A 21,166-nucleotide genomic window follows, 5' to 3' on the forward strand; every position below is an offset into this window, starting at 1 on the left:
AATGCCTGCCTATCGTTTTCTAAATTTTTAGTAAGCGTTTTAAAAGCGATCTTATCCTTAATCCTTTTATGCAATCTTTATAAATTAAACCTATAAGCTTATGACAGTTTCAAACAGTTAATTTCTTTAATGCCATTTTAAAGGTTTTTCCCAATTTGGGGAAAAATTATATGATCTCTATTTTCTATAAATGCGTATCTTTTGATACAATTTACCTTATAACAGTTTCAAACGATTACCCTCTTATAGAATGATCTAATATTGCTATAACACTCTTTAGATTTTGCGCTCGCCAATTTTGGCGAACGTTAATTTGTTATTTTATGCGATTAACAATCCAATCTTTAAAATAAGAAGTAATCTTTAAACATATGTTATCGATAGTTCCAAACGACTAAATTTTAAACAATGTGATTTGTGTTATGATAAAAACGTATCATAAAATTTATAAACTATTATGAATGATATCTGCTTTTCATTTCATTGAACGTTTACATGCGTTATAATATTAGCATCATGATTTGCTTTTTATGGTCTATTCATACATGCCAATCTTATATAAAAAATAGTCAAATGAATCATGCATAAAAGTGTGGATTCTTAAGTGGATTCATATAAAATAATTGCACTCAACATATTGACTTTATTGTGTTTTTATTTATAATGTGTATTCTTATTGGGGTCACGCCCCTCATGCAAAACAGAACGCCATCCTGTTGCCAATTCACGGGCTTGTTTTAAAGAAACATCTCTCAAAGCACCCAATCCCATTTCGCGGCGCCGACCATGAATGGTATAACGATAAAGCCATTGAGCACCTCGATCTTTACGCTTATGAAGTAACAAGCCGGCACCATCGTTATATTTGCCAGACCCCAATGTTGCGACAGATCTTGCATTAAGATGATTCATAAGAACCATTTTTAATCCTTTCTTATACAGTTTTTACCCACACACTCATCCCACTTGTTATGTGCAAATGAGTGATTTTGATTAATACAACATGGAACAGATTTTAAATGATAGAATCCTACAGTATTAGTTTTTTCATTCAATATGAAAACAATAAGTTATCATTATAAATCAAAGTGATGTGGCGTGATGAAGATGCTTATGCAAAGAATCTAAAAGTTTTTTTGCGAGTGTTTGAATAAGTTCTTTGTTTTCTGAATTTTAGATACAAAATACTATTGCTAAAGTACTAAAAGTAGATCATGCTGATAAATAGATGAAACTTTGATGGCGCTTGGTTTTAAAAAAGACAATATTTGATTTCACTGTTTGCGCGGGCATTAATTTTGCAATAACAGATGATAGTTTATTGCGTGCAGAATACTGTTATTCAGATTTCGGTAAAAAGAAATTTATAAAAGAATATTATCATTAACAGTTATACGAAAATTTAATGAAAATGAATCCAACTTTAAGACACATAATTCTAGTGTGATTTAGTTTACAAATTCTCATTGAATGCAAATAAAAGTTTAAGAAGCCTTATTTTCAAAAAATCTTTATTTTTTTGTGAGTGTGTCATTTTTGCTACAGATATTTCAGAAAAGATGCTCTATATGAATTTCATTTTGGATATTTGGAGAGATTTTATGAATACAAAACGTTTAATAACAGCGTCTATTTTTTCTTTAATTTCAGCGTCTACAGCACTAGCTGCTGATGTTATGATTCCTCATCAGCCAGCATCATCGACTACTTCTACCATTGTTGCACCTACTTTTTCATGGACAGGTCTTTATTTAGGTGTCCAAGCTGGTGGTTTTTCGAGCAAAGCTGATGTGGCTCTTGTTGGTCAAGAAAAGAGTTTACCCCTGGATAAAGAGTTCTCTCCTAAACTTTCAGGTTTTGTAGGTGGTTTTTATGCAGGTTCTAATATTGATCTCGGTGATAACTTTATTTTTGGCGTCGATACGGATTTAATAATATCTGGAAAAAAACACACAAAGACCATTACCATAGGTGCGGCTGATAACACTACAGTAGAAAATGCAGTCGTAAGATCCCGCAGATCAGCAAGCCTACCAACGCTTCAACCAACACAAGAAGCAATAGGAACACAGGCACAAACGCAAGCAGCAAAAGCCGCTTCAGGAGGATCTGCAGGTGCAGGAACACCTGCTGGTGCAGGAGCTGCAGTAGTAGGGACGCCAGCAACAGGATCTGCGTCAGGAAAACTTGCACCAGCAGCCTCAGAAGCAGTGCAATCCAAACAAACAGGCGATGTTAATTCAACAAAAACGCCAGTAGTGTCAACTCTACCATCAAAAACGTTAACATCTGAATCGTCAGGAGTACAAGCAGTTTCCGCTAATCAAGTAACAAAACCACAAGCAGGAACGACTACAACGACAGTATTAAAGGAGAGAATACAAGCAGCTGATACATCTAAACTAACACTCTCCAGTACAGGGACAAAATCAGTGCAATTGCCATCGTCCTCATCAGGAAGATCAGATACAGGAGGGGCATCGGTAGGTGGATCACAACCAGCTGCACCTAAATCGACATCCCTTACAACAGGAGCAGGAACATCAGTGCAGTCAGCATCGCGATCAGCTACTGTATCAGTAGTGCCTGCACCAGTAAAACCTACTGTAACAACACCAGAAGTACAGCCAGCAGTAAAAGCACCTACACCGGTACAATCTGTATCACAACCATCAGCAGAAAAAACAGTACCGAGTTCATCACTTGTACTCGCGAGATCAGGGTCAACCTCTGATTCAGCAAAATATTCCAATGGAACAAGCGGAGCCCAAAACGGAGGTCATCATAGTTCTTCCCATGGTAGCGGAAATGCTAATTCGCATGGTGCACCTCATGCAGGTGGGCGTAGCTCTGGTGCTCATCCGAATGGTACTAATCCACATGCTTCTCGTTCTCATGGTGGACAGAATATGTCTGGACACGCTGCACAAAGTACACAAGCGGTGGATAAGAACGATTCCAGTATATATGGTATAGAACAAATAAAAAAGATGGCTTCTGAACTTGGTCTTGATCAAGAGGATGAAGTTGAAACTTTAAATCATACTTTCAAACAAAATTGGGGTGGTGCTACACGGGTACGTATTGGTTTTGCTGCTGATCGCTTTATGCCTTATCTTGCTGGCGGTATTGCTTATGGGCAGTTCCAAGACACTGTATCAATATTCGTTAAGGATGAGGATGGAAGAGTCGTTTCTTCTAAGAACTTATCTGATGAAACAAAAACCATGATTGGTTACACACTTGGTGGTGGTGTTGATTTCTCGGTTTTGGATAATGTGATTGTACGTGCAGAATATCGTTACTCTGATTTTGGTAAAAAGAAATTTGCAAAGGAAAAACTTGAAGTTAACTACAAAACCAATGATTTCCGTGTTGGTGTAGCTTATAAATTCTAATTTTTAAAAGAGTAAATTTCTAAAAGGCTCCACTATTAGTGGAGCCTTTATTTTTTAAAAGATCAATTTTTGGTTTCTTTTCTTGTGAATTTCATGATAAAGCCCATAGATTGTGATGATATATTTTCCTGATCGCTGCTTAATACGAATGATAAGCTCGGCTTTCCCTATAGATAAAAACCAGAGTTGCAGGGTTCAGGGAAGTTATGCAAAAATGAAATCGTAAAAGTGGACAGGAATATTTCACAATGGCTGTGAAAAATGAAACAATAGATTATTCAAAAACTCTTTATCTCCCACAGACAAATTTTCCTATGCGTGCAGGGCTTCCGCAAAAAGAGCTTGAATTGATGGCGCGTTGGGAAGATATGGGGCTTTATGCGCAATTGCGCCAACAAGCAAAAGATCGTCCATTTTATATTCTTCATGATGGTCCACCTTATGCAAATGGTCATATTCATATTGGGCATGCCTTAAACAAAGTTCTAAAGGATGTGGTTGTCCGTTCATTCCAAATGCGCGGTTTTAATGCAAATTATGTACCTGGTTGGGATTGCCATGGGCTTCCAATTGAATGGAAAATTGAAGAAAAATATCGAGCACAAGGAAAAAATAAGGATGAGGTACCTCTTAACGAGTTTCGTAAAGAATGCCGTGAATTTGCACAGCATTGGGTAACCGTTCAAAGTGAAGAATTTAAACGCCTTGGTGTTGTGGGAGATTTTAACGCGCCTTATACTACAATGGCTTTTCATGCAGAAGCACGCATTGCCAGTGAATTGATAAAATTTGCTATGTTAGATCAGATTTATCGTGGTTCCAAGCCGGTGATGTGGTCTGTTGTAGAGCGTACGGCTTTGGCAGAGGCTGAGATTGAATATCATGATCATGAATCAGAGGTGCTTTGGGTTAAGTTTCCTATCTTTGAAGCAAATTCTGATGATTTATATGGTGCTTATGTCGTCATTTGGACAACAACGCCGTGGACAATTCCAAGCAATCGTGCAGTGAGTTATTCTTCGCAGATTTCTTATGGTATTTACAAAGTTGAAAGTACTGAAAATGATTTTGGTCCTCAAGCCGGAGAAAAACTTCTCTTTGCTGATGCATTAGCTATGAGTTGTGCAGAAAAAGCCAAACTTGTTTTGAAGCGTTTGCGTGTTATTTCTGCTGAAGAATTGAAAGCTCTTGTTCTTTCTCATCCACTCAAAGGTTTGGCTGGGGGCTATAACTTTAAAATTCCATTGCTTGATGGTTCGCACGTAACAGAGAGTGCTGGTACAGGTTTTGTTCATACAGCACCAAGCCATGGGCGTGAGGATTTTGAAATTTGGAATGATTATAAGTCCTTACTGGAGCAAGCGGGGATTGATTCATCTATACCGTTTCCTGTTGATGATGCAGGGTTCTATACGAAAGATGTTCCAGGTTTAGGACCAGATCGTGAAGGAGGACCTGCACGTGTTATTGATGATAATGGAAAAATGGGTGATGCCAATAAAGAGATCATTAACGCTTTAATTAAAGCAGATCGATTGTTTGCACGGGGGCGTTTAAAGCATTCCTATCCCCATAGTTGGCGTTCAAAAAAACCCGTTATTTTTCGCAATACACCACAATGGTTTATTTCAATGGATAAAGATTTTGGGGATGGTTCAACTTTACGTAGTCGGGCTTTGGAAGCTGTTTCAAAAACGCGTTTTGTGCCGTCTTCTGGACAAAACCGCCTAGCTTCTATGATAGAAGATCGTCCTGATTGGGTTCTTTCTCGTCAGCGTTCTTGGGGTGTTCCTATTTGTATTTTTGCGAATGAGGATGGTGTTATTCTAAAAGATGAAGGTGTGAACGAGCGTATTTTACGGGCTTTTGAAGCAGAAGGGGCAGATGCATGGTTTGCTGAAGGAGCACGTGAACGTTTTTTAGGTGAGCGTACACATGAGCCTTGGGTACAGGTTTATGATATTTTGGATGTTTGGTTTGATTCTGGAGCCAGCCATAGCTTTGTGTTAGAAGATCGGGCTGATTTGAAATGGCCTGCTGATGTTTATTTTGAAGGTTCAGATCAACATCGCGGATGGTTCCAATCTTCTCTTTTGGAAAGCTGTGGTACGCGTGCTTGTTCTCCCTATAAGTCCGTGATCACACACGGTTTTACTTTGGATGAGAATGGTAAAAAAATGTCTAAATCTTTAGGCAATACGGTTGTTCCGCAAGAGATCATTAAAACATCTGGAGCTGATATTTTTCGTCTCTGGGTTATGACAACCGATTATTGGGAAGATCAGCGTTTAGGCAAAAAAATACTTCAAACAAATGTGGATTCATATCGTAAACTACGCAATGCAATTCGTTGGATGCTAGGAACTTTAGCACATGATGATGGAGAAGAAGTATCTTATGGTGCACTGCCGGATCTTGAAAAATTTATATTGCATAGGCTTTTTGAACTTGATCAGTTGATTAATCGCGCTTACGATGAATTTGATTTTAAAAAGATTATGCGTGCATTATTGGATTTTTCAATCATTGAGTTATCGGCATTTTATTTTGATATCCGCAAGGATTCTCTTTATTGTGATGCGCCTTCATCAAAAAAACGCAAGGCCTCCTTGCAGGTTGTCCGTGAGATTTTTGAGCGTATGGTAACATGGCTTGCTCCAATGTTACCTTTTACTATGGAGGAAGCTTGGTTAGAGCGTTACCCAGAAAGCCAATCGGTGCATTTGGAACAATTTCGCTCTGTACCAGAAGAATGGCAAAACCAATCTTTGGCTGAGCGTTGGAAAAAAATTCGGCAGGTCCGTAAAGTTGTGACAGGTGCTTTAGAGCTTGAACGTGCTAATAAACGTATTGGATCCTCTTTGGAAGCTGCGCCTATTGTTTTTATTTCCAATCTGGTTTTACGAGAGGCATTAGAAAATGTGGATATGGCGGAGATCTGTATTACCAGTGCACTCACAATTACGCAGGACACAATACCTTCTGATGCTTTTACTTTGAATGATGTTGAAGGTGTTGGTGTATATCCAGAGAAGGCATTAGGAAAAAAATGTGCTCGATCATGGCGTTATACACAAGATGTTGGAAGTGATCCAGCTTATCCGGATGTATCTGCTCGTGATGCAGCTGCTTTGCGGGAATTGCAGATTCTTGGCAAGATTTAAAGCTTTAGATCAAAGGAAAGAAATGCAGGTAAATTTCTCATATTGATGAATATAGTTTTTTGTGGTACGAAAAAAATTCCGTTGTTTTATCTGCAGGGGGGAAATTTGTGTATGGACCATTCTCTCATAAATAACGGGAATATTAATCAGCCATACACCTAAGAAATGGAATAGGCAGTGAGAAAACGTGAAATAAAAATATTTCCAATAGGAATTTTAGGGATGTGTTTTGTTTTAACGGGATGCAATTTATCCGCTCCTACCTATGGTACCAATAAACCAGTTTCAATACAGTTTTTTGAAGATGTTGCTAATATCACTTCATTAACACCAACAAATAACAGCAGCCAGATTGTTATGAAACCTCATCCAAAACTTGTAATACCAAGCCCTAGTTCACGCAGATTTTTGCCGGTACCACAACAAGATAGATCTGTCAATGAAATGGCAGCATCGAAGAAGCATCAAGGAAATACTCCTTTTCCTCACAAAGGATCGTCAGTTAATGGCGTTGGTTTAGAAAACCCTTCACAGTTGAATGCGAAGCAACGACAGGAATATTTACGTCGTCAGAGAGCACAAGTTGGAAGTTCAAAATACCGTCGCTATCTCACTGAACCACCTTTAAGTTATCGCCAACCGGCAAAAACCGCACCTATTGGTCGATAGGGGAAAGACAAAATATTTAAAGTAAAGTATTTTTCCAATTACTAATGATACCAAGCTCTCATTCACGCACAGTTATAATGCTGCTGTAGGAGGGTGTTATTCTCATGAAATAGCAATATGGCAACAGCATCGAGAGAGTCCTTATGCGTTTCCTAACAAGAAACATTTCTCACGCTCATTTTACAACATTGCTCATGTGGACAGTATAACGTAAAATCTATTGTGCTCCAATACTTTATGCTTAGGAAGGAGAAAGTGGATACCATCATTTTATTTTACAGACTCCAATGTTGCTATAATTCTTGCATTTGAGAGCTTTCATAAGAGACATTTTTAGTCTTTTCTAAAACATTCTTTATCCAGACGATAATTCCGCTTATGATGTGCAAGAAAGTGATTTTTACTGTTTCAATATAATTTGAAATGAGAGTATATCTACGATATTTTGGACTTTATATTTTATATACAAAATAATGAATTATTCTTTTGAATGAATGTATCATCTAATAGAAACAATATGCAGAATTAAAAGAGAGAAAAATGCTTCGAAATAGCTTTTGCTATATATATGTCAGAAGAATTAACAGTCTTTTTTGAGAAGTAAGATAGTTTTTAAAGAGTGAAAGTTATGGAAGAAGAATTATTTTTAGTATCGCTTTTGTACAAAAAAGTCTTTAAGTAATTGAGCTGCTTCTTTTTCTTTAAAACCAGAATAAATTTCAGGTTTGTGATGGCAGGTTGGTTGCTGATAAAAACGTGGGCCATTTTCTATAGCACCTCCTTTGGGATCATTTGTTGCATAATAGAGACGTCGTATGCGTGCAAATGAAATGGCAGCGGCACACATAGCACAAGGTTCAAGTGTTACATAAAGATCGCAATCAGGAAGTCTTTCGCTTTGCAATGTTTCGCAAGCCATACGGATTGCGCGTATTTCTGCGTGTCCTGTAGGGTCATATGCAGATTTTATAAAGTTACCAGCGCGTGCAATGATCGCTTTTCCACGTGTAATGATAGCACCTACGGGAACTTCATCTTTTTTTGCAGCCTCTTGCGCTTCTAAAAGGGCTATTTCCATGGGCGTCAAGGTCATAATATTCTTTCTACTGAAGGTATAGAAAATCTAAAGGTTATCTCGATAAGGAATGCTATGGAATGAATAATTTATTACGCTTTTATAATGAAAAGAATACCTCTATTTTTTAAGAGTTTAAAACAAACTTGCAAGTCGACAGATACATTATTGTCGTTAAAGGATAGAAAATGATAAATGATTATGTTACTTCCTTTTTCAGGATAAGCGGTATGGTGCATGTGAATAATTTTCTGAACATACTTGCAAAGATTGGTTTGAAACGCAAATGAATGAAAATAATGAGAGTGAACGAATTGCTAAAAGGTTAGCGCGTGCTGGTATTGCTTCGCGTCGAGATGCAGAAATGATGATTGTTGCAGGTCGTATTTCTGTGAATGGTAAAGTCGTGACAACGCCTGCTTTTAATGTTAGCCGCTCTGATGTTATTAAAGTTGATGGCAAACCTTTACCTCCTATAGAACGAACGCGTTTATGGCTTTACCATAAGCCAGCAGGTCTTGTCACCACGAACCGTGATCCTGAAGGCAGACCTACAGTATTTAGTAATTTACCAAAAGGAATGCCGCGTGTTCTTTCTGTTGGAAGGCTTGACATTAACACGGAAGGGCTTTTGCTTTTAACCAATGATGGTGGCTTAGCGCGTGTATTAGAGCTTCCTGTAACGGGGTGGGTCCGCAAATATCGTGTCCGTGCTCATGGAAGAGTCAAGCAGAGCGCGTTGGATAACCTTAAAAATGGTATTGCGATTAATGGTATTTTTTATGGTTCGATTGAAGCATCAATTGAACGCGAACAAGGGTCGAATGTATGGCTTTCTGTCGCTTTGCGAGAAGGAAAAAATCGTGAAATAAAGAATGTTTTAGGGGCATTGGGATTATCAGTTAATCGATTAATACGTGTATCGTATGGTCCATTTCATCTCTCTGATTTAGAAGAAGGAGCCGTGCAAGAGTTAAAAGGGCGGATGTTACGAGATCAGTTGGGTGAGCGTTTAATTATGCAAGCCAATGCAGATTTTGATGCTCCTATTCTTAAGCCATTTTCAAATTCTGCAGTTGTTGCAGAAAAGCAAAGCCAGAAAGATCTTTCTGTTGCAAATGATGGTTGGGTTTTCTCAAGTGAAAGGGCGATACGACGCCGACCAAGAGATGGTTCTGTTGAACATAGTCGCGCACGATTAAGTACAAAGTCTCACGAGAATGTAAAGAAGGAGAAAAGTGAAGAAGGAAAAGCAGAGCGTTTTCTACCGCGTTCTCGCCGTGCTAATGTTTGGATGGCTCCTGGTGCACGTCCGCAAAGTGCACGTAGAAAGCCTTCCTATAGTGAGGAGAAATCGCATGATCATAAGAGCGATTTGGATGGTAGAAAGTCCTTTCATCGAGGCAAAGAAAAACTAAAAGAAAGTCCGTCATACAAAGAGAAGAGGGAAAGTTTTGTTCAAAAACATGGTAAAATATCTTATGAAGAGACGCATCCCTTTGGTAAGAAAGATCGCTTTTTAAAGGATAAAGAGAAAATGATAAAAGGTGGTCATGATGAGCATTCTTTTGAGAGAAAGAAAAAGGTAAAATCGTTTGGTGGTGCTATGAAAAAATCTAATCCACATAGGGACGGTGCAAAAACTTCGAAGCGATTTGGAGGTCCACGTGCGGATCATAGGCGGTAAATTTGCTGGGCGTGTTTTGTTTTCGCCTGTTAATCAGTCGATTCGCCCAACGAGTGATCGTACACGTGAAAGCCTTTTTAATATTCTTTCTAGCCGTGAAGAACAATTTTGGACCAATAAACGCATTCTTGATCTTTTTGCTGGGACTGGTGCTTTAGGCATCGAAGCGCTTTCACGTGGAGCAAAGGCTGCTGTTTTTGTTGAAAACTCGGTTGAGGGGCGTGGGGTAATTCAAAAAAATATCGAAGCCTTTGAATTACAGTCAATAGGGCGGATTTTGCGTCGAGATGCAACCAAACTCGGTAATATTGGAACAATGCTTCCATTTGATGTTATCTGCGCTGATCCTCCCTATAGCCATTGTTTAGGTCAACGTGCTTTTGTAGAAGCTTTGCGAGGAGGGTGGGCAAAAGCTGATACACTCTTCATACTTGAAGAAAAGAAAGATACAATGATTCATTTACCTGACGTCTTTTATCTAGATGATGAGCGTTTTTATGGTGAAACAGCAATACGTCTCTATAAATTACGATCGCTTACATCTTGAGAAAGTTCTTGTTTTTATCCGATAGGATGAAAAAATGCTTTTACACAGTTTTCTTCATTTTATATGGTTTTTAAAAGGTTAAGCAGAAAATCAATAAAAGATTCTAATGTTAAAGGAATTGATGAATTTTTATTAGCTTTACTATAGAAGGATGTTTTTTCTCCAATAGGATATATATTCCTCGATAATAGTTATGATCTTTTTTGTCTAATTTTTTCTGCTATACCTTAATCATCACATTTCATCAGCAGTTGAAAGCTTTAAGCTATGCAGTCTGCATTTATATCTTATATTGTTATTGTATAAATTTAAAAAAGATATTTTGTTTAGTATTGAAAATATTGTTCATTTATCCTGAATATTTGTGTGTTTAGTTTAGTAGTATCCCTTGTTGATTTAATCATTACATATTAAGTAAATCTGAGAGTATTAAGTATCTTATCGTTGTGCAGCTTTAAGGATAATTTTTTATATTATTCTTTATCAATAAAGATAAGTAATTTGTAAAAAAGGGGAGATTATCATGTTTAATTGGATATATAGTGAAAAGATTAGCACAGAAGCAAGTGCTGAGCAAATTTGGGCTATATGGGAGGACGTAGCAAAATGGCCTTCTTGGGATCACGAACTTAAGTGGGTAGAACTTTTTGGTGCTTTTAAAGTAGGAGCTGTAGGGCAAATGAAACCTAAAAAAGGACCGAAAGTAACTTTTACGCTTGATAAAGTTATAAAAAATGTTTGTTTTTCTGATTATGCTAAATTTCCTTTTACACGTATGAGTTTTAATCATGAATATATTTGTTCAACAAAATCTGGTGCTTCCAATAACAAAATTCGTCATACTGTAATTATGTCTGGCTTACTTGCTCCTTTCTTTGGAGTGATTATTGGGTCAAAAATTAAGTTACATCTTCGCGATACAATGATTGAAATGAGTAGACGTGCTCTTACTGAAAACAAAAGCATCTTGTAAGGGGGTGCATTTATAAAGAAGTTAATACCTTAAAAAGGTGCAGAAATTATAACTTATTATTAAAATGGAATCAGTTATGAGTATACGGTAAACCAATGAGCTACGGAGCATTTTTTAGTTAGCGGTTGAAATCGTGTAAAAGCATCTTACGGGATTAATTTTGCGCTAAAAATCTTATGAAATTCATTGAATTTTTTTTATATATAAAAGCTTATAAGATGCTCTCTTCATTGAAAATGAGAAAGTTTCAGAAGTTCATTACTTCTCTATGATGTAGGTCCATATCGTCATAATATTTTCCTGTTTCTAATGTTGCAATATTTTTTGCATTTAAAACCTTCATAAGAGGCATTTTGATTTCTTCTTAAATAGGTTTCATTCATATGCCCCTTATTCATGATATGCTCGCAAATAGTTGTGATTGACTCAACATGAATAGGTTCGAAACAAAGAGAATTTTATGCTATTAGGCTTTTTTATACAAATTACAAAACAATAAATTATAAGTATAAATCAAACTGTTAATTTTATTGAAAGATTACAAGATAATTTCTTGATTACTTTTAAATATAAAAAATGAGTTCTTTATGATATTACGTCCATTAGGGTAAAGAAGTTTGTGACTGCTCATTTTGTTGAAACCATAATGGAAGGAAATATTTTTTACTCTGTTTAAGTTTTGTTTCATTTACAAGAGTGCCGTCTCATTATGAGAGAGTTTATAGAAGCAAAGAAGTGTATACAAATATAAGGCATTTTCTTGATTCTTGCTTGGAAATTAAAGAATGCTATAGGAAAGATATGAGGTAAGTTTTTTACTACCCAGAGGAAGGAAGACCTGTGATTTAGATCATTTTATGCTTTTTGAATTTTTGAGGATTTTGGCTTAAATTCAAGTGTTATTGCTAAGACTTTTGTTAATTGCCAATTGTTCTGTTGATTTGATTGTCAGTGTAGATTTGGCTCCTAAAATGATAAGTGCCCATGAGAAATCTTGAAACTAAAGAGATTTTACGGCATATACGGCATATTACGTCTTTTCATAAAGAAGCTAAAAGGGAAATGATTTAATGCATTAAAAGAAAAAGAATGCATGAATGTGCATAATCTTATGAATCAATACACAAGAGTTATATTCTGATTTGTATAAATTTGTCAGAATGCTTATCAATGTAAATAATAAAATATTTTAGGGAGTCTATAATGACTGACAAAAACCAGATTGAGAAAGCTGTTTCGCTGGTTGAAGCAGCAAAGCGTTCTGGGGCAGATGCTGCTGATGCTGTTATTGTTCATGCTCATTCTACCAGTGTATCAGTTCGTTTTGGGAAAGTCGAATCGACAGAAGCAGCAGAGAGCAATGATTTTACTCTAAGGGTTTTTGTTGGAAAAAAAGTAGCAAGTGTTTCTGCTAATTTAGGATCTTATCCGCAAGAACTTGCGGAACGTGCTGTTGCGATGGCTAAAGCTTCTCCCGATAGTTTATTTGAAGGTTTGGCAGATAAAGAGTGTTTGGTTAAGTATCCTAAAGATCTTGATCTTTTTGATGATTTTGTACCCAGCAGTCATTTTTTAACAGAAGATGCTTTAAAAACGGAGGCAGCAGCTCTTGATGTTAAAGGTGTAAGCAATTCTGGTGGCGCTGCAACAGCTTATGGCCGTAGTGGGTTTATTCTTGTGACCAGCGATGGTTTTTGTGGAGCCTATCGCTCAAGTTGTTTTTCACGTTCTTGTAGTGCTCTTGCAGGTGAAGGAACACAGATGGAGCGGGATTATGATTATACAACAGCCTTACATTTTTCTGATTTAGAGGCAGCAGAAAGTGTGGGAAAGAATGCAGGGCTTGGTGCTGTTCGACGTTTGGGTGCAGTTCGTGCGGCGACTGGGAGCGTTGATGTTATTTTTAATCCGCGTACGGCTCGTGGAATTGCAGGGCATATCGCATCTATGGTCAATGGAGCCTCTGTGGCTCGAAAAACGAGTCTTTTACAGAATTTCCTAGGCAAGGAAGTGATGAAGCCTAATGTTAATGTAACCGATCAACCTTTGCGATTACGTGGAAATGCTTCTCATCCTTTTGATGGAGAAGGGGTAGAGGGGCAAACACTCAATATTATTGAAAATGGTATTTTAAAAAATTGGCTTCTTTCATCATCTACAGCTCGTGAATTGGGACTTAAAACAAATGGACACGGTATGCGTTCGGCATCATTAGTGCAGCCGACCAGTACAAATTTTGCTATTGAACCGGGTTTAGTATCGCCTTGCGATATGATAAAAGATTTGCAAAATGGATTTTATGTGACCGAATTATTCGGTCATGGCATTGATTTTATTACTGGTCAGTATAGTCGTGGGGCTTCCGGTTTTTGGATTGAAAATGGTGAAATTGCTTATCCGGTAAGTGAAGTAACGCTAGGTTCTGATTTGCTTCATATGTTAGCACATTTAACACCTGCCAATGATATTGATCGGCGTTATAGTACAGCTGCTCCAACATTGTTAATTGAAGGGATGACACTTGCAGGAAAATAACACGCATCATTCTTCTGATTTAAATCTTTTGCGTGACGTTTGTCGAGAGGCAGGAGATTTAGCAATGCGGTATTTTGGATGCACGTTGGATGTCTGGATTAAAGAAGGTAATTCCCCGGTTAGTGAAGCAGATTTTGCTATTGATCATTTCTTGAAAGAGAGGCTTCTTGGAGCTCGTCCAAATTATGGATGGATTTCAGAAGAAACAAAAGATAATCGAGAAAAACAAGATTATTATGAGCGCTCTTTTGTTGTTGATCCTATTGATGGAACGCGTGGTTTTCTTTCTGGCAATCCTTATTGGTGTATTTCGGTTGCCATTATTGAGAATGGGCGTCCTATTGTGGGCGTTCTACAATGTCCGGCTCAAGGAGATGTTTATACAGCTGTAACAGGTGGAGGGGCAACATTAAATGGGATAAAACTTCCTCGTTTAGCCTTTGAGGTTCATCGAAAATATAAAATTTCACTTGATAAATCGCTCGCACAAAAATTACCAGATGATTTTCTCAATCAAGTCAGTCTTTACCATTATCTTCCTTCTCTTGCTTATCGTATTGTTCTTGTTGCTCAAGATGAAATTGATATCGTATTAGTTCGTCCAAATTGTCATGAATGGGATATTGCCGCTGCTGATCTTATTTTGCAGGAGTGTGGAGGGTGTTTTTTATCGCTTGATGCCCCTTTACTATCTTATGGAATTGAACCTTACCAGTATGGACTTTTAATTGCTGGTAAAAATAATTGCTGTCAAGATATGATAGATGTTGTTCGTCAAACAAAGTTAGTTTAATCACGTAAAAGCGCGCTAAAATAATCTAAATGATATGGAGGCACATATGACTGAAACCAAAGGAAAAAAACAATATTTACATCTTGTATTTGGTGGGGAATTAAAAAATCTTAACAGTAATCAATTTAAGAATCCTGATGATTTAGATGTGGTTGGTATTTTCTCAGATTATCAATCCGCTCAAGAAGCATGGCAGGCAAAAGCACAAAGCAGTGTAGATAATGCATTACAACGTTATTACATTGTAGATTTGCATCAGTTTCTTGATGCTGAGTTAGGCGATGCAGAATAAAGCTTGAATATTTGGTTATTATAACCTGTAGATTGCTTCATGCTTTTGTTTAGTCGTCCTTTTCATAGGTACGTTCTTCGGGTAAAATAGAATGCCGTAAAAAAGAATATGCTTGTTGTTTAAAATTCATATGTTTTTTTAAGAAACATCTCCCAAAGCACCTAAACCCATTTCATAATGGTGTTCCTGCAAGGTATAAAATCCATTATTGCACCATCATCTTTACGCTTAATGAAAATGCAAGACAGTTTCTATCAACCTATTTACAACAGCAATATTATCATGACAGCTATCACTTGAAATTTATGATTATATTGTGAATAGTCACTCTGCTTTTGAATGGGGTATGAGACACTAATGCGTTAAGATTAATAAAAAGAGTAGCATTATTAATGATACCAATTACTACTCTGTTGAGATTATTAGCACTCGTTACTTATCTATTGGAATTTTTTCAACGAGTTATTACTATAAGCTTAGAAACCATGAAAGTCTTTAGAAACTTTACCAAAATTAGAAACTTAGAGAAACTGAATAGATTTATGAGGTTAACTTACCTCATAAGGGTTTCTTGAGTACTTATTTAAAACTACAATCTATAAGTTAATCATTTTGTGTTGATTATATACAATCTTAAAAGGAATAATATGTCATGCGATCTCCTGAAAAGAGAGGATTTAAAATTTTAAAAACTCTTATTTAAATTGCTTTAAGACTTTTAAGAAATTCTCTATTAAACAAGATTAGATTTTTCTGGATTACCTTTAAGAGATTATATCACAATTTAAAATGAGAACTCTATACTATTCAAAAGTTTTTTAAGATTAGTTTGACATATTCATTTTATTGGAATGAAATAATAGAGATTGAGCTTTCTTTTAAACACATTTTATTTATTGTATTTATATTAGGTTGTAATGTCTATATGGGTTATTTTTTGAAAAATTGACAATACCTAACATATGTAAAAATAAGCTTTTTCTCTAAAATACCAACGTGCAAAATTCAAAGTCTCACTAAAATCATAAGAAGTATTTATTCAGTGTGTTGAAAAAATGATACAATCTATGTCATAGATTTATCATTTATATTTTAAAAATTATAATCGACTGAAATGTAGTTTTGTTATTTTTGAGTAAGATTTTTTATAGGGTGCAGAATGAAGTGATAAAATCGATATAAGTTACAAAATTTAATTAAAAGAGATTTAAATAATGTGTATATGTATTGAATTTTCTCATGGGTTAAGCTTTTTTTATTTAAGATATGGATGATATTAAAAAATATGGATGCAACCAATAGTGTTGATGAATTTTTTAACAAAATTAAGTATATAGATATCTTAAAATAGCTGGATGAGGTGATTTTAAATGGTAGAATTAAAGGCACATACGGCTCTTTTAAGCTATCGAATGATTGGTTTTTGCTTATGTCCTGTTATTCCTTTTTATTTGTTCTTTCGTGCTATTCGTGGAAAAGAAGAGTGGTGTCGCAAAAAAGAGCGTTTAGGTAAAAGTTCTCATATACGCCCCCAAGGTTCGTTAGTTTGGTTGCATGCAGCAAGTGTTGGAGAAACACTTGCACTTGTTCCACTTATAAATTATATTTTATCATTGGAAATCAATGTGTTAATGACAACTGGGACGGTGACATCTTCTACTCTTGTGAAAAAATATTTTGGTAATAGGTTGATTCATCAATATGCTCCTTTGGATTTAGATTTTGCAGTGCGCCGTTTTATTCGTCATTGGAAGCCTGATCTCGTCTTAATTTGTGAATCAGAAATTTGGCCTCTTCGTATTAAAGAACTTGCAAAAATGCGTATTCCGCAGATTTTGGTTAATGCCCATATGTCTGAACGTTCTTTTAAAGCTTGGCAAAAACGACGTGTTCTTGCCAAACATATTTTTAAGGATATTGATTTGGTGATTGGTCAAAATGAAAGAGATGTAGCTTATTACCATACACTTGGCGTAAAATCTGTTACGTTTTCTGGTAATCTCAAGGCTGATGTTTTTCTGGTTGAAAATCAAGAATTGCTTGCACGTTATCGTAATGCTATCGGCAATCGCCCAGTTTGGGCAGCTGTTTCAACGCATGAAGGGGAAGAGGAGATTGCTTTTGAGGTCCATAAAATTGTTAAAAATTATTTGCCAGATTTATTAACAATTATTGTGCCTCGTCATCCTGAACGTTCAGAAGATCTTATCAGAAAATGCGATAATAAGGGGTTAAGTTTTATTCGTAGGAGTAGAGATGCTGTTCCAAACATGAATACCGATATTTTATGGGGAGATACAATTGGAGAAATGGGACTTTTTCTTCGCTTATCGAAAGTTTCTTTCATTGGTAAATCGTTATGTGGAAATGGTGGACACAATCCATTGGAATTGGCTTTGCTTGGTTCCGCTATTTTGACAGGGCCCCATGTTTCAAATTTTCAAGAAATGTTCAAACAATTTCTAACGCATGATGCAGCATATATGGTTCAAGATACAAAACAGCTTGCTATTCAGGTGTATAAGCTTTTAACAAATGAAACATTGCGGCAAGAAATGGTTGATAAGGCTCATGAAGTGGCGACAGGTATGGCAGGTGCATTTGAGCGCACATTAAAGATTTTAGATCCATTTTTACAACCCCTTGTAATACAAACAGGTTTACGTCAGCGTCAGGGTAGATATGCATATTAGCGCCCCTCGTTTTTGGTGGAAAAATAAAAGCTTTTTGCGTTTTATGTTAGCTCCAGTTTCATGGGGGTATGGTTATTTTTCAAGTCGTTTTATGACAAGACAGCCTCCCGTGATTGATCTGCCAGTTTTGTGTATTGGAAATTTTACATGTGGCGGTGCGGGTAAAACGCCGGTTGTTATTGCTTTTACAAAAGTGGCTAAAGAACTTGGTTTCGTACCTGGTATTGTATCTCGTGGTTATGGTGGATCAGTTAAAGGGGTACATCTTGTAAATGAAAAATATGATACTCCATATAGTGTTGGAGATGAGGCACTTTTACTTGCACGGCATGCTTTTGTAGCTGTATCACCTAATCGTTATGCAGCGGCACAACGGCTTAAACAAGAGGGATGTAATCTTATTTTAATGGATGACGGATTTCAAAGTCGCCGTCTTTATATGGATTATGCGTTACTCGTTGTTGATGCGATGCGCGGTTTTGGTAATGGAGCTGTCTTTCCAGCAGGACCTTTGCGCGTACCATTAAAAACGCAGTTTTCTTTTATGGATAGTGTTTTATTGATTGGTCACTCCGATGCGCCTGATAATGTCGCTTTTCTTGTTTCGCGTACTGGAAAGCCTTTATATCGTGCTCATCTTAAAGCCAGTGCCTCTGATGAGGTTTCAGGAAAATCATTTTTGGCATTTGCTGGTATTGGCAATCCAGATAAATTTTTTAAATCTATTAAAGAATTGTCTGGTCATGTGGTGCAAACTTACATATATCCAGACCACTATTTTTTCACAGATAAAAATTTAAAAAGCCTTATACAAAAGGCTAAAATGCACAATTTATGGCTAGCAACAACAGCTAAAGATTATACCCGTATACAGACAATTCACATGCAAAAAGATTTGAAAAATCTTATTATCTTTGATGTGAATGTCGATTTTGTTCAAAAAGACTTCTGTCGTATGGTCCTTGAAGAGGTCATGACCCGCTTTAGAAAACGTTCCCTTGAATTTTCTTGTCTAAAAGGCAAAAGCTAAATTTATAGCTTTCGAGGGGTTATTTTTCTTTTGTTTTTAACAATTGCTTGAGATATGGGTTGCACTCAAGTTCGCGCTGATAGGAGATTTCACAACTAGCATATGCTTCTTGGCGGTGATGATTCCAATATTTTAAATCATCTATAGGGATTTTTTGCCCGCTAACAGCACAAATGGTATAGGTACCATATTCTATAATGTCATATCCGTTATTAGAATAATGAATTTTTGCTTCGCGTTCACCATTGGGAAACATTATAACTCCTTCTTACTTGATACAAGAGATTCAAGAAAAGTGCCATAAAATGTATTATAAAGTCGAGAGTTAATTTTAAAATATTTTTCTTGTAAAAATGATGCAGGGCTTATTTTCTGCCAAAAAGCCGTTCTATATCTGCCAATTTGAGTTCAATATAAGTAGGGCGTCCATGATTACATGTACTTGTATTAGGTATTGCCTCCATTTGTCGTAATAGTGTGTTCATTTCTTCGGGGCGTAAAAGGCGCCCTGACCGTATTGAGCCGTGACAGGCCATCGTTGCTGCAACATAATCAAGCATTGCTTTTAAATTATTTGTTGTATCATACTCAGCGGCCTCATCTGCGAGATCTTTAATAAGGGCTTGGACGTTGATCTTTCCTAACATGGAAGGTGTTTCACGCACAACAATTGCTCCTGGTCCAAATGGTTCTATTCCTAATCCAAATTTTTGCAAAGCATCTTTATGCGTTAAAAGGCATGTTGCATCCTCTTCAGAGAGTTCTACAATTTCAGGAATAAGTAATAACTGTGAAGGAAGTGGTTTGGAATAAAGTGCATTTTTGAGTGCTTCATAAACCAATCGTTCGTGAGCTGCATGCTGATCGACAATGATCAAACTATCTTGTGTTTGGGCGATAATATAGTTTTTATGGATTTGTGCTCTGGCCGCTCCTAATGGATAAGATAACTCTTCTGATGAAGATGTCGTGCTTGGAATGTATGCATCCCCACTTGGTGTATTTAAGCCCTCCATAATAGGAGCGGCATCTTCTTTTAAATCAAAAGAGTGAGTACTATCCAATGGTTTTTGGACCATTGAAGCGCTGGTAAAATGATGAGGTTGTGAACTGTAAGAAGAGAACTGGTGCGTGTTCTTAAAACTGACTAATGGTTGTTGTGCCAATGATTGTTGTGTTTGAAATGCAGCAAGCATTGCTTCAGAACGGGTTGAAGTAGGACGAATACCAGATTGTTGCAATGCTTCACGAATAGCTCCAACAATCAAACCACGAATTAATCCTGGATCACGGAATCGTACATCAGCTTTGGCTGGGTGAACATTAACATCTACCTCAGCAGGTGGGAGGTCAATAAAAAGAATAGCGACAGGATAACGATCTCGTGTCATGACATCAGCATAAGCGCCTCGGATAGCGCCCCATAGAAATTTATCACGCACGGGACGTCCATTAACATAAGCAAATTGATGAAGGCTGTTATTTCGGTTGAAAGATGGCAAACAGGCAAAACCTGTTAAGCGCACCGCTTCGCGTTCAGCATTCAGCGCAATGCTATTAGGGGCGAATTCTTTTCCCATAATCTGCGTAATACGTTGTAATTGTCCTTGAATATTATTTTCTGTAGCAGACAATTCCATAGATGTTCTGTCTAGTCCTGAAAGAGAAAAGCGGATATGTGGAAATGCGATAGCAATTCGCTTAATCATATCGCTAATAGCATTTGTTTCAGCCCGATCAGTTTTCATAAATTTTAATCGTGCCGGCGTGACAAAGAAAAGATCACGAACTTCAACAATTGTTCCAAGATTCGCAGCAGCTGGTTTGGGTCCTACAATTTTTCCTGCAGTAACGGAAATTTCAGCAGCGCTCTCAGCATCTTTTGTTCGTGAAATGAGTTTAAGTTTAGCAACAGAACCAATAGAGGGGAGGGCTTCTCCTCTAAATCCAAGGAAGCAGATATTGTGTACGTCATCGGTAATCTTTGAGGTACAATGGCGAGAAACTGCTAAAGTTAATTGATCTGCAGGAATTCCATAACCATTATCACTCACCTTTATAAAATTTTTTCCACCATTTGCTGTAATAATTTCAATGCGTGTTGCACCAGCATCAATAGCGTTTTCAACAAGTTCTTTGACAACATTTGCTGGTCGTTCAATAACTTCACCGGCGGCGATTTGATTAATAATATTTTCGCTAAGATGGCGTATAATCATAATAAATTCTAACAGGAAACTTAAGGGTTCTATAGAAAATTATGATAACATCATTTGCGCGACATTCAAGAATAAGAGAGCATGAGAGGTA

At 36.8% G+C, this 21,166-nt stretch carries 14 protein-coding genes and 1 pseudogene; 11 read left to right on the forward strand and 4 right to left on the reverse strand.

The window, feature by feature from the left end; genetic code table 11:
• Nucleotides 1-672 precede the first annotated feature (672 nt).
• Nucleotides 673-921 (reverse strand): annotated as a pseudogene (locus ACFIMX_RS03695) (Arm DNA-binding domain-containing protein); the annotation flags it as partial.
• 680 nt (nt 922-1,601) lie between these two features.
• Between ACFIMX_RS03695 and ACFIMX_RS03700 the strand changes: the two are divergent.
• From ACFIMX_RS03700 to ACFIMX_RS03710, 3 genes are all read left to right on the forward strand, one after another.
• Nucleotides 1,602-3,398 (forward strand): porin, encoded by a 1,797-nt coding sequence (locus ACFIMX_RS03700; RefSeq protein ID WP_375640694.1) that lies wholly within the window; start codon nt 1,602-1,604, stop codon nt 3,396-3,398.
• A gap of 248 nt (nt 3,399-3,646) precedes the next feature.
• On the forward strand, nt 3,647-6,562 hold the full coding sequence (gene ileS / locus ACFIMX_RS03705) for an isoleucine--tRNA ligase (protein WP_375694044.1): 2,916 nt from the start codon (nt 3,647-3,649) through the stop codon (nt 6,560-6,562).
• Between the two features lie 177 nt (nt 6,563-6,739).
• Nucleotides 6,740-7,231: a hypothetical protein gene (locus ACFIMX_RS03710; RefSeq protein ID WP_375694045.1), complete on the forward strand. Its 492-nt coding sequence runs from the start codon at nt 6,740-6,742 to the stop codon at nt 7,229-7,231.
• Nucleotides 7,232-7,877: 646 nt separating this feature from the next.
• On the opposite strand, the gene ACFIMX_RS03715 is transcribed toward ACFIMX_RS03710, so the two are convergent.
• Nucleotides 7,878-8,324, reverse strand: a complete 447-nt coding sequence (locus ACFIMX_RS03715) for a nucleoside deaminase (RefSeq protein WP_375694046.1) — start codon at nt 8,322-8,324, stop codon at nt 7,878-7,880.
• A 268-nt stretch (nt 8,325-8,592) separates the two neighbouring features.
• On the opposite strand from ACFIMX_RS03715, the gene ACFIMX_RS03720 reads away from it, so the two are divergent.
• The 8 genes from ACFIMX_RS03720 (at nt 8,593) to lpxK (ending at nt 18,856) form a co-directional block, all read left to right on the forward strand.
• Nucleotides 8,593-9,993: a pseudouridine synthase gene (locus ACFIMX_RS03720; RefSeq protein WP_375694047.1), complete on the forward strand. Its 1,401-nt coding sequence runs from the start codon at nt 8,593-8,595 to the stop codon at nt 9,991-9,993.
• Nucleotides 9,974-10,540, forward strand: a complete 567-nt coding sequence (rsmD, locus tag ACFIMX_RS03725; protein ID WP_375640698.1) for a 16S rRNA (guanine(966)-N(2))-methyltransferase RsmD — start codon at nt 9,974-9,976, stop codon at nt 10,538-10,540. The genes ACFIMX_RS03720 and rsmD overlap by 20 nt, the downstream gene beginning before the upstream one ends.
• Before the next feature lie 523 nt (nt 10,541-11,063).
• The gene (locus ACFIMX_RS03730) at nt 11,064-11,513 is read left to right on the forward strand and encodes a hypothetical protein (RefSeq protein WP_375694048.1); all 450 of its coding nucleotides are present in this window, start codon (nt 11,064-11,066) and stop codon (nt 11,511-11,513) included.
• 1,203 nt (nt 11,514-12,716) lie between these two features.
• A complete protein-coding gene (locus tag ACFIMX_RS03735) occupies nt 12,717-14,048 on the forward strand; it encodes a TldD/PmbA family protein (RefSeq protein ID WP_375694049.1) in 1,332 nt (443 codons plus the stop codon).
• Entirely contained in the window at nt 14,035-14,841 is an 807-nt protein-coding gene (locus tag ACFIMX_RS03740; RefSeq protein WP_375618599.1) for a 3'(2'),5'-bisphosphate nucleotidase CysQ, read from the forward strand. The genes ACFIMX_RS03735 and ACFIMX_RS03740 overlap by 14 nt, the downstream gene beginning before the upstream one ends.
• Before the next feature lie 46 nt (nt 14,842-14,887).
• Complete coding sequence (locus ACFIMX_RS03745; protein WP_375618600.1) at nt 14,888-15,133, forward strand: DUF4170 domain-containing protein; 246 nt, start codon at nt 14,888-14,890, stop codon at nt 15,131-15,133.
• A gap of 1,370 nt (nt 15,134-16,503) precedes the next feature.
• Nucleotides 16,504-17,826, forward strand: a complete 1,323-nt coding sequence (gene waaA, locus ACFIMX_RS03750; protein ID WP_375667492.1) for a lipid IV(A) 3-deoxy-D-manno-octulosonic acid transferase — start codon at nt 16,504-16,506, stop codon at nt 17,824-17,826.
• Nucleotides 17,816-18,856 carry a tetraacyldisaccharide 4'-kinase gene (gene lpxK / locus ACFIMX_RS03755; protein WP_375694050.1) on the forward strand — a complete coding sequence of 347 codons (1,041 nt, stop codon included), beginning with the start codon at nt 17,816-17,818 and terminating at the stop codon, nt 18,854-18,856. The genes waaA and lpxK overlap by 11 nt, the downstream gene beginning before the upstream one ends.
• Nucleotides 18,857-18,875: 19 nt before the next feature.
• On the opposite strand, the gene ACFIMX_RS03760 is transcribed toward lpxK, so the two are convergent.
• Nucleotides 18,876-19,112 (reverse strand): DUF2093 domain-containing protein, encoded by a 237-nt coding sequence (locus ACFIMX_RS03760; protein ID WP_375608064.1) that lies wholly within the window; start codon nt 19,110-19,112, stop codon nt 18,876-18,878.
• 109 nt (nt 19,113-19,221) lie between these two features.
• A complete protein-coding gene (gene mutL, locus ACFIMX_RS03765; protein WP_375634686.1) occupies nt 19,222-21,075 on the reverse strand; it encodes a DNA mismatch repair endonuclease MutL in 1,854 nt (617 codons plus the stop codon).
• Between the last annotated feature and the right edge of the window lie 91 nt (nt 21,076-21,166).

This window comes from Bartonella sp. AD24XZML (assembly GCF_042196485.1).
Lineage (GTDB): Bacteria > Pseudomonadota > Alphaproteobacteria > Rhizobiales > Rhizobiaceae > Bartonella.

Coding starts and splice junctions, on each gene's coding strand:
- ACFIMX_RS03700 (WP_375640694.1), top strand. CDS start 1,602: ATGAATACAAAACGTTTAATAACAGCGTCTATTTTTTCTTTAATTTCA.
- ileS (WP_375694044.1), top strand. CDS start 3,647: ATGGCTGTGAAAAATGAAACAATAGATTATTCAAAAACTCTTTATCTC.
- ACFIMX_RS03715 (WP_375694046.1), bottom strand. CDS start 8,324: ATGACCTTGACGCCCATGGAAATAGCCCTTTTAGAAGCGCAAGAGGCT.
- ACFIMX_RS03720 (WP_375694047.1), top strand. CDS start 8,593: ATGAATGAAAATAATGAGAGTGAACGAATTGCTAAAAGGTTAGCGCGT.
- ACFIMX_RS03730 (WP_375694048.1), top strand. CDS start 11,064: ATGTTTAATTGGATATATAGTGAAAAGATTAGCACAGAAGCAAGTGCT.
- ACFIMX_RS03735 (WP_375694049.1), top strand. CDS start 12,717: ATGACTGACAAAAACCAGATTGAGAAAGCTGTTTCGCTGGTTGAAGCA.
- ACFIMX_RS03745 (WP_375618600.1), top strand. CDS start 14,888: ATGACTGAAACCAAAGGAAAAAAACAATATTTACATCTTGTATTTGGT.
- waaA (WP_375667492.1), top strand. CDS start 16,504: ATGGTAGAATTAAAGGCACATACGGCTCTTTTAAGCTATCGAATGATT.
- lpxK (WP_375694050.1), top strand. CDS start 17,816: ATGCATATTAGCGCCCCTCGTTTTTGGTGGAAAAATAAAAGCTTTTTG.
- ACFIMX_RS03760 (WP_375608064.1), bottom strand. CDS start 19,112: ATGTTTCCCAATGGTGAACGCGAAGCAAAAATTCATTATTCTAATAAC.
- mutL (WP_375634686.1), bottom strand. CDS start 21,075: ATGATTATACGCCATCTTAGCGAAAATATTATTAATCAAATCGCCGCC.